This window comes from Methanobacterium sp. (assembly GCA_012838205.1).
Classification (GTDB): Archaea; Methanobacteriota; Methanobacteria; order Methanobacteriales; family Methanobacteriaceae; genus Methanobacterium.
In genome coordinates this window covers 1-14,897 of sequence record DUPR01000058.1, presented here as the reverse complement: position 1 = coordinate 14,897, position 14,897 = coordinate 1, and the positions used below count along the sequence as shown (strand labels likewise).

The 14,897-nt window shown below is 34.8% G+C and carries 14 protein-coding genes; 3 read left to right on the top strand and 11 right to left on the bottom strand.

Annotated elements, in window-relative coordinates; translation table 11 throughout:
• From GXZ72_08325 to hypD, 6 genes are all read right to left on the bottom strand, one after another.
• Positions 1–112 (bottom strand): zinc-ribbon domain-containing protein (locus tag GXZ72_08325; protein ID HHT19549.1); only part of this gene is annotated, 112 nt, incomplete at its 3' end.
• Between the two features lie 251 nt (positions 113–363).
• Positions 364–591 (bottom strand): hypothetical protein, encoded by a 228-nt coding sequence (locus GXZ72_08320; protein ID HHT19548.1) that lies wholly within the window; start codon positions 589–591, stop codon positions 364–366.
• 16 nt (positions 592–607) lie between these two features.
• Entirely contained in the window at positions 608–1,618 is a 1,011-nt protein-coding gene (locus GXZ72_08315; GenBank protein HHT19547.1) for a radical SAM protein, read from the bottom strand.
• Positions 1,619–1,728: 110 nt separating this feature from the next.
• Positions 1,729–3,033: a TldD/PmbA family protein gene (locus GXZ72_08310; protein HHT19546.1), complete on the bottom strand. Its 1,305-nt coding sequence runs from the start codon at positions 3,031–3,033 to the stop codon at positions 1,729–1,731.
• Positions 3,030–3,695, bottom strand: coding sequence for a phosphoglycolate phosphatase (locus GXZ72_08305; protein ID HHT19545.1), 666 nt, complete (start codon positions 3,693–3,695; stop codon positions 3,030–3,032). The genes GXZ72_08310 and GXZ72_08305 overlap by 4 nt, the downstream gene beginning before the upstream one ends.
• Before the next feature lie 41 nt (positions 3,696–3,736).
• Positions 3,737–4,789: a hydrogenase formation protein HypD gene (gene hypD, locus GXZ72_08300; GenBank protein ID HHT19544.1), complete on the bottom strand. Its 1,053-nt coding sequence runs from the start codon at positions 4,787–4,789 to the stop codon at positions 3,737–3,739.
• Between the two features lie 430 nt (positions 4,790–5,219).
• Here hypD and GXZ72_08295 point away from each other — a divergent pair, with 430 nt between their 5' ends.
• Genes GXZ72_08295 through GXZ72_08285 form a run of 3 tightly spaced genes read left to right on the top strand, consistent with a single transcriptional unit; the run spans position 5,220 to position 8,367 of the window.
• Entirely contained in the window at positions 5,220–6,443 is a 1,224-nt protein-coding gene (locus GXZ72_08295; GenBank protein ID HHT19543.1) for a UDP-N-acetylmuramoyl-L-alanine--D-glutamate ligase, read from the top strand.
• Positions 6,444–6,466: 23 nt separating this feature from the next.
• Entirely contained in the window at positions 6,467–7,651 is a 1,185-nt protein-coding gene (locus GXZ72_08290; protein ID HHT19542.1) for a hypothetical protein, read from the top strand.
• A gap of 41 nt (positions 7,652–7,692) precedes the next feature.
• Positions 7,693–8,367, top strand: a complete 675-nt coding sequence (locus tag GXZ72_08285) for an NTP transferase domain-containing protein (GenBank protein ID HHT19541.1) — start codon at positions 7,693–7,695, stop codon at positions 8,365–8,367.
• A gap of 82 nt (positions 8,368–8,449) precedes the next feature.
• Here GXZ72_08285 and GXZ72_08280 read toward each other — a convergent pair whose 3' ends face one another.
• The 5 genes from GXZ72_08280 to GXZ72_08260 form a co-directional block, all read right to left on the bottom strand.
• Positions 8,450–9,127, bottom strand: a complete 678-nt coding sequence (locus GXZ72_08280; protein ID HHT19540.1) for a DUF169 domain-containing protein — start codon at positions 9,125–9,127, stop codon at positions 8,450–8,452.
• A gap of 114 nt (positions 9,128–9,241) precedes the next feature.
• Positions 9,242–9,982 carry a geranylgeranylglyceryl/heptaprenylglyceryl phosphate synthase gene (locus tag GXZ72_08275; protein HHT19539.1) on the bottom strand — a complete coding sequence of 247 codons (741 nt, stop codon included), beginning with the start codon at positions 9,980–9,982 and terminating at the stop codon, positions 9,242–9,244.
• Positions 9,983–10,134: 152 nt separating this feature from the next.
• On the bottom strand, positions 10,135–10,281 hold the full coding sequence (locus GXZ72_08270; GenBank protein HHT19538.1) for a 50S ribosomal protein L40e: 147 nt from the start codon (positions 10,279–10,281) through the stop codon (positions 10,135–10,137).
• Positions 10,282–10,284: 3 nt separating this feature from the next.
• The gene (locus GXZ72_08265) at positions 10,285–10,800 is read right to left on the bottom strand and encodes a DUF367 family protein (protein HHT19537.1); all 516 of its coding nucleotides are present in this window, start codon (positions 10,798–10,800) and stop codon (positions 10,285–10,287) included.
• A gap of 1,445 nt (positions 10,801–12,245) precedes the next feature.
• On the bottom strand, positions 12,246–14,897 hold a 2,652-nt coding region (locus tag GXZ72_08260; protein ID HHT19536.1), incomplete at its 5' end, for a GAF domain-containing protein.

Genomic DNA, 14,897 nt, shown 5'->3' with positions numbered 1-14,897 from the left:
TTAGATATCTCTTCTTCAAGGGTTTGTATTGGGAGTTAAATAGTTCCATTCCGCATTTAGGACAATAAGTCTCCCATTTTTTTATTTTAGCACCGCAGTTTTCACATTTCATCCTGAACCTCATTTATATTACTATTTAGAAATATCCTAAATTGAGATTTCAAATTGGATTATTATGCTAGTATTAACCATTCGCCTAATTTTTTTACATTATTAATAACTGTTAATTTCTTTAAACTAACATAAATCATTTTCCAGTGCAAAAAAACAAATTCAGTTCGTAAATAATCTTTTTGATCAAAATGGTGAAAATAATAGTTTATCCTGAATCAAAATTCCAAAAAAAATAAAAAGTGTAGGCTTTTATGGAATAACCCTCAAGTAATGATCTTCATTTGTCCCGGCATTGAATTCAATACTGGAAACTTCATCCATCCAGTCTTCAAATATTTTCCAAAGAAGGTCATCATCCGCGTAAATACAAAAAACAGGTACATCTTCATCTTCCATCACGAACTTTTCCACATCACCATAATCTCTTTGAATATCATTAAAAATTTCACTGGCTAAATTCTGTTTTTCACTTTCCATCAATATCACTCCATTACTAAATCAGGTTATTAAACCCTAATTCATAGGCATAACGTGTCACTTCCCTTATTTCACTAGATGATGGGATTCTATCAATTTCTTTAAATTCATGTGCCTTAAAAACTGGACGATACTGACCCATGATGTTCAAGATCACTTCTAGACCCAAATTCTTAGATATCCATTTTAACAAGGGTTTTGAACAACATTCAACATGATTAGGAAGAACTAAATGCCTGATAATCATCTCCCCTGCTTGCCAAGCCATCTGATGGTTTCTTCCAACCACTTCCATATAATCCGGGATGTTTGAAAGTCGCATTGCACACTCATTGTTCCCATATTTAAAATCTGTTAGATAAACATCAGCAAATCCATCTAAAATGTGCATAGCATCTTCAGAAAGGTACATATTACTATTCCATATAACTGGAATATTTTCTGAAACCATGGCCATGGTGTGGAGGATGTAGTGAAGATTAGGAGTTGGATCACCTCCAACAAAGTTTACATTGTGAGAACCAGCAATCCTCCTTTTCCCAATGATCTTTGCCAGATCTTTTTCCTTGAGGAAGAGTCCCCTATTTGGATTTTGACTTATGTCCCAGTTCTGGCAAAAAACACAACTAAAATTGCATCCTGCAAAAAAAATTGTGTGACTGGGAACCAGTGGTGGTTCTTCACCAACATGCAGAAATTCAGAAGCAATTAACGGGTCACCAACTGCACAGTCCCCTTTCCCTAATTTTCGATTAACTTTACAAGCTTTTTCACAAAAATAGCAATTTTGGAACATCTTGTCTGCAATTTTAACCTTTAAGTCTAAATAAGAAAAATCGGGTTTAGGCTTTATGGAGTCCATTTCAAATAACTTATCATGTTGGAGGAATGTTGAACTTTCCCTGTAAAGCGGTCTGAAATCATTTCTCAAGCGTTCATGTTCCTCCCACAAAGAGTTATCATCATCACTATCTTGTGACTCCAAAAACGATGCTACTTTATGCATTGCCATTTTTTGATTGGCCATTACTGCCAAATAATTTGAAAGAACATGTTTAATGTTCTGATTAGTGATGTTCAATGTTATTCCTGTTCCGAATGTTTGTAATTTTTAATAATCACGATGATATTTTAATTTTAAGCTATAACCCTCAAATTGGCTACTGTAATTTGGGGTGTGATATAAGAACCTAATTGGCGGGTTTTTTTGGAAGCTGCATTGGCTTCTTTCAATATATCAAACAAGTTACCAGATAGCATAGCTTTCTTCACTGGATGTTTTAATTCTCCTTTTTCTATTTTAAATGCATTCATTGCCTCCACTGAAAAATCTCCAGATATGGGGTTGGCAGTGTGCGCCCCCAATATATCAGTGACATAAACTCCACTATTTATATCAGAAAGTGGTTGGTACTCTTTAAAATCAAAAATAAGATTAGATAAACCTATTTCAGGCATGTCAGCGTATGAAGATCGCATCCCATTACCGGTACTTTTTGTATTTCCCTTTTTAGCTGTTTTTAGATCATATATGAAGTTTCGGAGAACACCATCATCGACTATAACTGTCTTCTGGCTTGGTGTTCCCTCACCATCCACACGAGAAGAATTCAAACCACCTTTAATGGTCCCATCATCGTGTATGCTTAAAGAAGATGAAGAAACTTTTTGATTCATCTTATCAGCATAAATTGACCTTCCCCTTTGTACATTATCCCCATTGATTGCTTGAGAAATGTTGGATATTAAGCCTGACGTGGCATGATAATCCAATAAAACTTTAGTATCCCCGGTTTCAATTCGTTTACCTCTGCGGGAGTTTAAAGCTATTTCACAAGCTTTTTGAGCTATTTTTTCAGAGTCTATATCCAGTTTCCTTGATGTATCTGATTCACTGGCAGTGGAAACACCTTCCCCATCAGAAGCGTTCACTGCAATGAAAGCTGAAATGTAGGTGGAAATATCTTCACAGAATACTCCTTCTGAATTGGTGATTAAAAACTTGGAAACCCCTGCAGAAACTCCACCGGAAGTTGGTTCACAATTTTTATCAAGAACTGTGCCAATCATAGATTTTCCTAATTCAATGGATTCTTCTAGTTCCATTGTTTCAATTTTATGGTCATAAATTTCCTTAATTTTGGGATAATTTGATTTTTGGGCAAATAATAAGTTTTCATCAACCAAGTTTGCTTTGGCATTGGAAATTGCCTTATCAACAGTTTCCAGTAACCTTTCATTTTGGGTGGTGTATGCAAATCCCATTCTATCATCCTTTATTACCCTAATACCCACTCCCATGGAGTATGCTTCTTTGGCAAAGTCCACTTGGTCATTCTGGATAGTGGCATCAACACTTTCGTTAATTTCCACGTAAATTTCTGCTTGATCAGCATTTTTCAACGCATAATCCAGTGCCTGGTTTCCCAAATCATTCATCATAGTACAAACCTCTCTAATGCCTCTTTAACTCCATTTCCGAATGGTTTTTCTGTCACATAATCAGCTATTGCCTTGAGTTCAGGATTAGCATTGGACACTGCCACCTTCACCCCTACCATTTTAAGAAAATCCAAATCATTTTCACTGTCCCCAACTGCCAAGACTTCTTTACTATGGATTCCCTTTGTTCTAAGTAACTTAATAAGTGAGGAACCTTTGTTCACTTCAGGATCTGTAAGGTGCACTGCAAACCCTGAATCATATATTTCAACATCAAAGTCCTTCAAAGCCTCTTTAATCAACTTTGTAGAAACAGTTCTATATAATGCTATTTCAGATAGCCTTTCCATCGAATATTCCACTTTTTTAACTGGATAAATAGTTTTAAGGTGTTTATAAGCTTTTTTACACTTTTTAATATCGCCTAACACAATTTTATCGTGATTACATTGAATTACTCCGCCATTTTCCACCACTAATCCGCCAGTGGTTCCTAGTAACATGGATAAAAACTTGCTAAAGGCAAAGATGTTTCCAGTGACAATAATTACTGGTATTCCCATACTTTCTACGTTTTGTATGGCTTCAACTGCATTGGAGCATAATCTTCGCTTTTTATCTGTTATTGTTCCGTCAACATCAAGTGCTATGGCTTTTATCAATTTTAATCTCCAAAAAAGTGGATAGGTTATTAGTATAACCTTTAATCAAGGAAGGACCCATATCGATAGGCAATGTTGCAAGTTCCTTCTTTACTCACCATACAAGCCCCCACTGGATTGGTGGGGTTACATTCTTTTTTAAACAATTTACAGTCTTCTGGCCTGGCCACTCCCCTTAAAATAGCACCACATATACATCCTGAAATTACTTCTGGAATTTCTGGTATTTCAATGTCAAATTTTTTTCTGGCATTCACATGGTCAAATTCATCTTTAATTTCCATTACAGAATCAGGTATCGGTGGAAATCCTCTCCATTCCTTTGTTGTAATATAAAAAACTTCTTTAAGGAGTTTTTGAGCTTTTAAATTCCCTTCATCCCGAACTGCACGTTTATATTCATTTTGCACTATAGTTTTACCTTCATGTATTTGTTTTAGAATTAAATACACAGCTATGAGAACGTCCATGGGATTAAATCCAGTTACAACTTGAGGGATTCCATATTTTTCTGAAAAAATTTCATAGGGTTTAGTCCCAATAATTGTGGAAACATGCCCTGGTTCAATTAGGGCGTTGAGATTCACTTCCCCGGATTCAATGAGGAACTTTAATGCAGGAGGTATTAGTCTGTGGCAGGATAAAACTGAAAAGTTTTGTGGAGGGTTAGAAATAATTTCAGCTGCGGTAGTTGGTGCAGTGGTTTCGAATCCTGCAGCCATAAATACTACTTCATTATCAATCTTATTAGCCAGTTCTACCGCGTTATTAACACCATAAACTATCCTGACATCAGCTCCATCTGCTTTAGCATCAGCTAAAGATCCAGTTCCCCCTGGCACTCTCAACATGTCCCCAAAAGTAGCGATGGTTACTCCTTGCCTGGCCAGATCTAGACATTCTTCAACTTCACGTGCAGGTACGCAACAAACTGGACATCCAGGACCTGCCACAACTTCCACTTCTTTTGGTAATAATGACCTTATTCCATGCTGCATAATTGTGTGTTCGTGAGATCCGCATACATGCATTATTTTTACAGGTTGGGCAATGTTTTCTATACGTTTTACTATTTTTTCGGAAAGATCTTTCATTGTATTCATAAAGCCACCTTAATTTTGATGATAAAAGATTAATTCACCAATGATTAGATGTGTTCAAACACGTTTTGTTAATTCTATTTATCTAATTTATTGAATTATTTACTTTGAAGATATTGTATGATATCATTATATGGTTATGGGAATTATTGAATAAAAAGATGATATAAGATTTGAAAGATTCCCCCTAGCAAAAACTTGAGATTTGATATTTAAACTGATTTTTTCAAATATATATTCGGTTAAATTAATTTTATGATGTTAAAATCTGATGATTGAATCAAAAAATGTGTTATTTTAAGGTAAAAACATAATTGGACAATGAAAAACATATATGGGTACAGTTATATATGAAAATTATCAAACTAATTTAAAGGCATGTTAAAAATGATGCCCCCTACAAAGAAGAGTAATGGTAGATAGAATGAAAGTTGCTGTGGTTGGACTAGGCGTGGAAGGCATTAATGCTGTAGAATCACTCCTTAATCATGGCTATAAAGTTTATGCTTCTGATATTGATCCAAATATTAAATTAAAGGAAAATAAAAACTTGGAAATTGATCTTGGATTTCATGATTTTAAAAAAATCCAGATAGCTGATGCAATTGTTTTAAGCCCAAGTCTATGGAATACCAAAGTTTTCCAGAAATTCAAGTCTGATAAGAAACTTTTATCCGACATGATAACTGATCATCGGTCTATCTTTACCATTGGGGTCACTGGGACTAATGGTAAAACCACCACCACCATGATGATCAATGATATTTTAAAAAAATCCGGTTTGAATGTTCTTACTGGAGGGAATGCTGGTGGAGGATTCACTGGTTATACTGAAATTATTTTAGAATCTAAATCAGCTTCCTACGATGTAATACTGGTGGAAGTGTGTGATATGACCCTTGACTTTTGTCAGAATACATTTGACTTTGATCTTATTGTGCTGACTAATATAGGCAGAGATCATCTTGAATTTCATAAATCATTTGAAAATTATACCGAATCACTTAAAAATTTTGTTAAAGGAAAAACTGTTGTTTTAAATCGGAAAAATGAAGTTTTTGGGCATTCAATTGAGAAAATAGCTGATGTTAATTATTTCGATAAAATCTCATATGAAATAAATTTATTTGGGAAATATAACCTAGAAAATGCTGCTGCATCTGCTAAAGCTGCTGAAATATTGGAAATACCTGAAAAAATCATCGAAACCTCACTTAAAGAATTCGATGTTTTGCCAGGAAGGTCGGCTAGTCTGAAACTTCCCACCTCCAGGATCGTTGTCGGAAAAACCGATAATGTGGATGCCACTTCAGCAGTGCTTGATGAAGTCGAATTCCCAGTTATCATTTTAGGCACTCCGCGTAAAGGAGAATTGTGTCGTTTTGATATTTTTAGAGAGGTTTCCAAAACAAATTCAAAAATCATAGCTATCTTCCCAGGGCTTGATGACACTCTGGAAGTTGCGCGGAATATTTTGGAAGAAGAAAATTACAACGGTGAAATTTTCAATCTAACTAATGTGGAGGATGTAGTTGAATTTGCTCTTAAATGCTCAAAAAAATATGAAAACATATTTATTGGGGGGAATGGGCAGCAAAAAATTATAGAAATAACAAATAGTTTAAAAGAGGCCATCTCGGCAAAATAAAAAAAAATGTGGGAGATATGAAAATGCGCAAGTCTTTGTTAAATCCCATTCTAACCTTTGGTGTTTTAATAATTATAATAATAAGTTTTAGTTTTGTTGGAAACACCATCGAAAGTTATTTCCCTGCCCAAAAGCCAGAGGAAATTAGCTCAATACCTATTGGTGAAACTGTAGTTAGTGGGATGAAGGTAGTTGATAGCAATAAAATAAGGAAAGTGCCAATTTTGTACCATTACAGTTATCTAAATGGTTTATTTGAAGAAAAAAAATATTTGCAAATTTTAAATGGGGTTTTAACTGGATCATTGGAAACACCACTCTTGAAAATTGCTGGAAGCCACATTTCACCCCAAGGAACTGCCCAAGGTTTTGAAGGCCCTGGCTTTATAAGTGTTGAAGATGAACAGTTAGTAGTTAAACCCCCTGGTACCTTTGTATGGGGTTATAAAGCAGGTTATACTATTGGAGTGAAGAAAAAAGATGGAATAGAGATTAAAGAAGGAGGAATCTCTGGAGAAACTGTAAAGGTAGTGTCTATTTCTGAAATAAATAATGAAACAATACCAAACGATTATGTTGACTCCGAAACTGTGAAAAAATGGTACAATAATTCTGATGAAGGGGATGTTATTAATCTTGACTATTCTCTGGTAAACTTTAATGATGGGCGTAATATGGTTTCCCCTGAAAAGATTCAAATTTTCTTCGGAAATACCACATTAACTTACATGAGGAACTATCCTAGTGGTTCTCCTGTTATGGCCTATATGGGGCCTCATAAAGAAAAAACAATAGCTAGTTCTGCAGAATCTATAGGATCATACCCCGAATACGGGGATGCAGTCCGTGGTTACAATGCTATGAGCTTTTCAAAGGCTTGGAATGGAACTATAGTACCTCCTGACTCATCATCCCATGGAAAATTAAATGTTTACTTTGAGGGGGTGTATGATCCCAATGCCACTGGAAATTATGCTGTACACGGAGTTTGTCCAGCTGCCAGATCAATACGTAATGCAATTGGGGCAGCAGGTTTACCAACACCTAGTGGTATTAAATGGGACCACTTGGCAATAGCATATGGTGTCAGCCCCACAGGAGATGTTTCAGTACACAACAACAAGAATTATCCCATTAAAATTTTAATGTGGACCAGTGGAAGTGGAGCAGGAACTGTTGTTTACACTAAAATAGTGAAGCTCAGTTGATATATCCCTCCATTCTAATTTTTTTCATTGGAGCATGCAATATGAAAGGTGTATCTTGCATTATAACCGCAGCTGGTAAAAACAGAAGGATGCGGGAAGATCTTCACAATAAGGGAAAAAAGATAGAACACAAACTCCTTTTGAAAATTAAAGAAGAACCCATCCTAACATGCACGGTTAAAAAAGCACTTAAAACCAGTTTAAATGAATGTATCGTTGTATTAGGGCATTTTATGAATGAATTATACCCATCATTAGAGGTAATAACTGATTCCAGGCTTAAACTCATTGAAAATCCTAATGTGGATGTTGAATTGTCCCAAACACTTTTAAATGGTGTTTTAAATGCAAAATGTGATTATTGCCTTTGTTTAGCAGGGGACCAACCAACAGTTACCGAAAAAACCATGCAAAATCTCATCAATCATCTATTAAACAGTTCTGACCCAGAAAATACTGTTACTATTCTTGCTCGTGGAAAAACTGGCCTATTAAACAGTGTTAATGGATTGGGAATGCCTTTCGCATGTCATTCTTCACTGCTTGAACATTATCTAGAAGGAGAGGAGGATAATATGAATCCTATCTTGAGGAAGATGATTGCTGATGGTGTTTCTTTTTATGGAGTGCAAGGACAGAATGAATCAGAATTAATCAATATTAATCGCTATGACGATTACTTGAATGTTTTAAGGCTTTTAAATGTGAAAAAATAAATTAATATGACTATATCTGATAATTTCGGGACATTTGACCCATTGAAAAATAAATGTAGGCAAAATTGGGGAAAATATGATTTTAACTCATATTCTCCAGTGCGTTAACCACACAGCCGATATTTTCGCCATTAAGGCCAATTATAACCTCATCATCTTTCACATCAGCATATTCTCTGGATCCACTGCATCCTAAAGTAATGTTGGGTCGGCGCCGTGTGAATGGTCCGGCAACTGCATCAGCACATATTGACTGAATTCCCGCAAAATCAGCTTCCATTCTTCCACCCATAGTGTAAACAAGTGCTTGGGATAAAATCATAGCTTGTTTAGGGTTTGCGAAGATTACAATAACATCTGGATCAAAGTTTGCCTTTTCTAAAGGTGCATAAACTAAAGCGTACATAATTTTATCAATTTTTGGTATTGATTCCATAGTTTTTTTGGCTGATCCTATACTGGAAAATCTTCCTAGCCCATAATAGAATTCACCAGTTTTAACCTTTTCAGGTGGTTCTTCAAGGCCAAGTGCAGATGAACCTCCTTTACACATCTGTTCTTCTGCTGTAGCATAGAAAGTATCTCCCCCACTTGCTTTGAGCACCAGTTCACAGTGGCGCATTTTTTCTGCGGCCTTGGGAATTCCTTCAGGAATATCTTCTTCTCTTAAAACGAATTTTATGGCAACTGGTGATCTTTTAAGACCCAACTGTTCCTTTAATTTGCTTGATATTAAATCGTATCCATCTGACTCGCACATACTTTTCACCTCATAAGTTTAGACATCTGTATGAGTTTATAATTTATTTATGAATAATATTTTTTCGGTCTGTGGATTAAGGGAAGGGGTGAAAATGATAAAGATAAATATCAGTTAAACTGAATTAATTGCTTCCACAATCTCCGAAATCTTTTCTTTTATATTTGAAGTATTTTCCACAACTGTTCCAGTCACGATAATATCTGCACCGGCCTGAGATACTTTTTTAGCTGCTTCTCCAGTCCTAATACCACCCCCCACCACTACAATGTGATTGGTGAGCATTTTAACTTTCTGGATCATTTTTTCTGGAATTATATCTCCAGCGCCAGAGCCTGCTTCTAAATAGAATAGTCTCATGCCTAAATATTCAGCTGCCAATGCATAAGCAACTGCAATATCTGGCTTTCTGCGAGGGATTAACTTAGCATCTCCAACCCATCCAGCAGTTTCACCAGGTTCTACAATGACATACCCCATGGGAATGGATTCTATTCCAATTTTTTTTACTTTAGGAGCACCCAATGCTTGGGCACCAATAATCCAGTAGGGATTATTTGAATTTAGAAGACTCATGAAAAATATTGCATCTGCATTTGCACTTACACCAGTCGTGTTTCCGGGAAAGAGAATAATGGGAACTTTTAAATTATCTTTAAGAAGTTTAGCTGTTTTATCAAGTTCTTGGGAGTCTGTGGTGGATCCTCCTAACATGATCCCATTTGTACCCCCTTCAACAGCTTTTGAAGCCATGTCCAGGGCTTTTTGGGGGTTCTGATCCTCTGGATCCAAAAGGGTGAGGTGAACTTTCCCATTTTTTAGTGATTCTTTTAAATATTCTTCCACTTTCATCAGATCACACCATTATATTAACGTTAAATGCATTTAAATTAGTATCAATGATTATAATGAAATTTTTAATCAAAAAATATTAAATAATAAGAAAAGAAATGAAAAAGGATTTGAAATCCCATGGAGAAATCCAGGGATGGTAACTGAAATTTTTTTTATCCTCTCGGCTCTTTGGCCTTGAATCTCAAGCCTTTGTATCCACACTTACGGCATGCCTTGGCCGTTGGTGGGTTTCGAGCATTGCATTTGAGACAAATTTTGATCTTGAATATTCTATTTTCTGCTTCTTCAAATCTAGCCATTATTTAGCCTCCTATAAATTCATTCTGGATATTTACAACTTCCCGACTGCTGCGAGCCCGGGAGTATGCCTCTAAGAGCTCATGGTTAAGCTCTAGAAAATGAGGTCCCCACTTGAAGTGGGACATAATCTGAATAGCATTATCTTTAAGTCCCACTATATATAAGGTTGCTGCCACTGCCTCAGCAGTAGACAGAATACCTGGTTTACCATAGTTTGTGGAATTAGCAGCCACCAGGAAAGGAAGGGAACGGTGGGTTTTAGTTCCCTTGAACATTGCAGATGACTTGTCAATAAGTTTCCATGAGCAATCAAGACCTACAATGCCTTTTTCAACTACTAATTCATGGTCTTCTGGTGACACTGCCTTGGGTGAGAATGGATCTAACACTAAAGCACCCCTTGGAATTTGGTTAAGATGAGTGACCATTTTGATCTCTTTCTGCTTGGCCAATCTACGAGTGGTGCATTTTTTGGGAGAACACTGCTCTGTGTGGAAAACAACTATTTTGTGATGCATGGAATCAATTTATTGATTTTAATTTTAGTTCGATTATCAGTGGAAATAAATTAAAAATAAAAAAAGTGATATCCACAATAATACTATTCTTATAAAAACATGTATTTTAATCTTTTAACAATTATATTATGAAAAATTATGTTTAGACCTTCAATTTTTTTTTTAATTTCTCAGTCTGCATCTATCCTTATTATGCATTAACTCCAATTCTTTGTCCAGTAGTCCAATAACCATGATGGATGTCTATATCCATCCTTATGCATTAATTCCTAAAAGGGAATAGTGTGTTGCAGTTACATGGTTTAGTTCAGAAGTCAAAATATCATCTAATTGTTTACAAGGTTTTTTTTACAAGTTGAAGTCCAATTGCTTGTGTAAAATTACATTTAATATTCTCCAGCATTCTAATACCGTTATCAGCCACTTTTAAGAAAAGATTTCTTTTTTTTCAGAAAAGATACAACCTCTTCTTCAGCCCATTTTACCATGAGAAATATAAGGCTATTCCTGCAATCCTAATAAAATCTCTTTGATGTTTTAAAATCTGGAAAACATGAGTCCGTATCTGCAGGAAAAATCCATTAAGCTTTGTTATTAAATTCTAATCAGATGCATCGTTGTAACTGGTTCTTTCATCTGTTTAAAAAAAATGTGGTCTAAATGTTTGGTGATCTTCAAGTAGTAGGGCTTCACTGATTTAGGATCATCAAAAGCATATGTTTAACACTTCTTTCAAACATCTTCTCATAAATATGGCTAATAAAATCATGTTAATTTTTTTAGTATCTTAAATCCGTAGCTTCCACCATAATCGTAATTGAAACAGGTAAATTCGCTTTTGTGTCGAAAAAAATGGCGTTATAAAAATAGATTTTTGATAACACCATCCGCTTCAAGTGAATTTCCAATCATATATCTGTTTTTTGGATTTTCAAAGAGTTCAGTATCTATTTTACTATTTTATCAGCTAATTCTTTAGAAAAAATTTCAGTAACAGATTTCCCCATAATTTCATCTTTATTTAAACCTAAAAACTCAATAAATACCATTGTTACATCCTAAAATATGCCATTTGTATTTCGATTAAAAAAAAATGGAATTGGGGAATGTATTTATTAGAGATTGTAAACCCAATTATGTCGTTAGTTTCTTTTTCGTAGTTTTTATATCGATAATATCCTGAACTACCCCATAAATCTGTGAAAAACCATTATTTTCATCTTCAACACAGCAAATATGGTTTTTTAATGAAATAATGCCATTATTTATATGTAAAAACAGAAATTAAGGCCAATACATTTTGTTTAAATCAAAATAAGGATATTTTTGCGTGTTTGAATTGTACTACCATAACTCCACCCCGCACACAAACATGTATATCATATTATGGAATATGTTAATAATTCTCACTCTTAGTAACTGGCTCAAAATAAAATTATTGTTAATTAAATTTTAATTCGATCATCATATTTGAGTTCCTGGAATTGGATTGTGAATGAAGTTCCCGAGATTTGGTCAAGTTCTATGGTGCCTTCTATCTGTTTAACCAAACTATTAATTAATTGAAGCCCCAAAGAACTAGTTTCACGGAAATTCACGTTTTTTGGCAAACCAATACCATTATCACTTACCCTGAGCATTATATGATCGTCTATTCTCTTCAACTGCACGCTTATCTTGCCTTCTTTAAATCCAGGGAATGCATGTTGAATGGTATTAGTAAGTAATTCTGTATAAATCAATCCACAAGGAATGGATGTTTCTATATTCAGTTTTATATTTTCATCTAAATCTAAATCAACTTCGATTTTAGTTTTATCAGAATAATGATAAAAAACATCTGTAGTTAGACTTCGTAAATATTCACTGAAATCAATTTCCACTAAATTCTTAGACTGGTAAAGTTTTTCATGGATCATTGCCATGGATTTAATGCGGCTCTGGTTCTGTTTTAATATACTCTGCAAATTAGGATCCTTAACTGTAAATGATTGGAGGTTTAAAATGCTGGAAATTATCTGCATATTATTCTTTACTCGGTGATGTATTTCTCGAAGTAGTAATTCTTTCTCATTAAGTGACTTGCTTATTTGCTCTTCATAACGTTTGCGTTGAATAGCCAAGGCAAAAAAATCAGCTAATCTCTTAACTGCTAATAAATCTTCATCAGAATAATTTTTTCCTGGAGGATTCGCCAGTGTAATTTCACCCACCAGTTCATCTTCTATTAATACAGGAACACACAGGAATTTGTCAATACTCCAATACTCTGCCGGTAACCCTAATACTGAATGGTTTTTTTTAGCTTCGTTGTCATAAAATGCTTCTTTATTATTTAAACAGTGCCCTAATAAACCATGATACCGGCCGTCAGAACCAATTGAGAATCTTATTTCTTCAGGAATTTCCCTATCGTTAGAAACATCCACTAAAGGCATCTTTTTGCTGAGGGTTTGATTAACGAGATCCTTACTTTCAGGATCAATTATGGCCACAAACCCGTGACGGCTCCCAGAAAGCGATGCTGCCTCATCTAAAATAACTTCTGAAATATCTTGAATATTGGTGAGTGGTGAAATTAAAGGAACATAAATTTTTGCAAGAGCTTGATTAATTTTTAACTCTTTTCTAAGTTTCAAGCGTGATTGTTTCTTTTCAGTAATATCAGTTAGCGAAAACAAGCTATTATTAGTTTCTGGGAGCATAGTCACTGTTATATATATATCTTTAAGAGTTCCCTTTCTATCTTTCAGAATAGTTTCATAATTTCTAGGGGCGCTATCAGAATCCCTTCTACGTAGACGATGGTATTTCTTCATTCTCGGAACTTCTTTTTTTGCAAAAAAGTCGGTCCATAACATCTTATTTTCAATTTCTTTCTTTAAAAAGCCAGTAAGATCAACGAATTCATCATTAACCAATGATAAAGTCATGTTTTCATCACTAATGGCCATGGCAGTGCCAGTGTTTTCAAAAATAGCCTTATATCTTTTTTCAGACATTTCTAAAGCTTTTTCTACAACTTTAGTATCTACAATCTTCCAGACACCATCCATTAATAATTCAAGTTGTAGAGCATCGGTTTCAGTGTAATTAGTTTTCTTATTAGCAACACCCACCACAGCTACAATTTTATCGCTGGAAAAAATAGGAATTGTCATAAATTTGTTTAAAGGAGCATGTCCTTCAGGATAACCTTTTTTAAGCGCGTGTTCTTTCTGAAAATCATTTAAAATAATTGGTTTTCCTTGGCGTACTGCCTCCCCCCATATACCAGTTTTATCCAAGTCATAAACTGTTTGTATATCAGTTATATTGCATTCATCCATTACACCTTCAGACCAATTGTTTAGGATAAATTGCTTTTTATCCTCATTGTAACTAAAAATATATCCTATTTTGCTATCACTCAAAGTTATTGCCTCGTTAAGAGCATAATCCAGTAGATCTTGAACAGATTCTGCATTGTACTGAAGTATTCTAACCATACTTTTCAATCGAACCTGATTTTTCTCAAGTTCTTCTTCATACTGCATTATTTCAGTTAAATCATCGTAAACTGCCACCATATCCCCTGATGGAAGTTTGTAAACATAGTTTTCTCTCCAACCTTTAATTCTTTCATCTTGATAGATGGTAACTGGATGTTTTTCTGGTTTGCCTGTTTTCCAAACACTCTGGAATATTTCAAAAAGTCCAAAATCTTTAATACTAGGAAAAACATCAGTTACTTTTTTACCAATAACATCTTCTCGTTTAATCTGTTCGATAAATTCTGCTGATCGATTGAGATCTTTGAAGACAAAATTAGAACCATCGTTTATGACATTGAAAATAGCCACGGCACTTTTACTTCCTTCAAAAATTGCTCTGTATTCTGCTTCAGAATTTTTCAGGTTTTCTTCCATTTTTTTACGTTCTGTAATGTTTCTGGCTGAAGTTATGACTGAAGAAACTTTCCCATCATCAGAAAGTAACGGAATCATGAGCCAATCAATCCATGCTCCTGAAGGAAGTTCAAATTCAATCCTACCATTTTCACCAGTCTTAAAAACATTATGCAAAGCATCATCCCATAAATCAACCATATCCTTCGG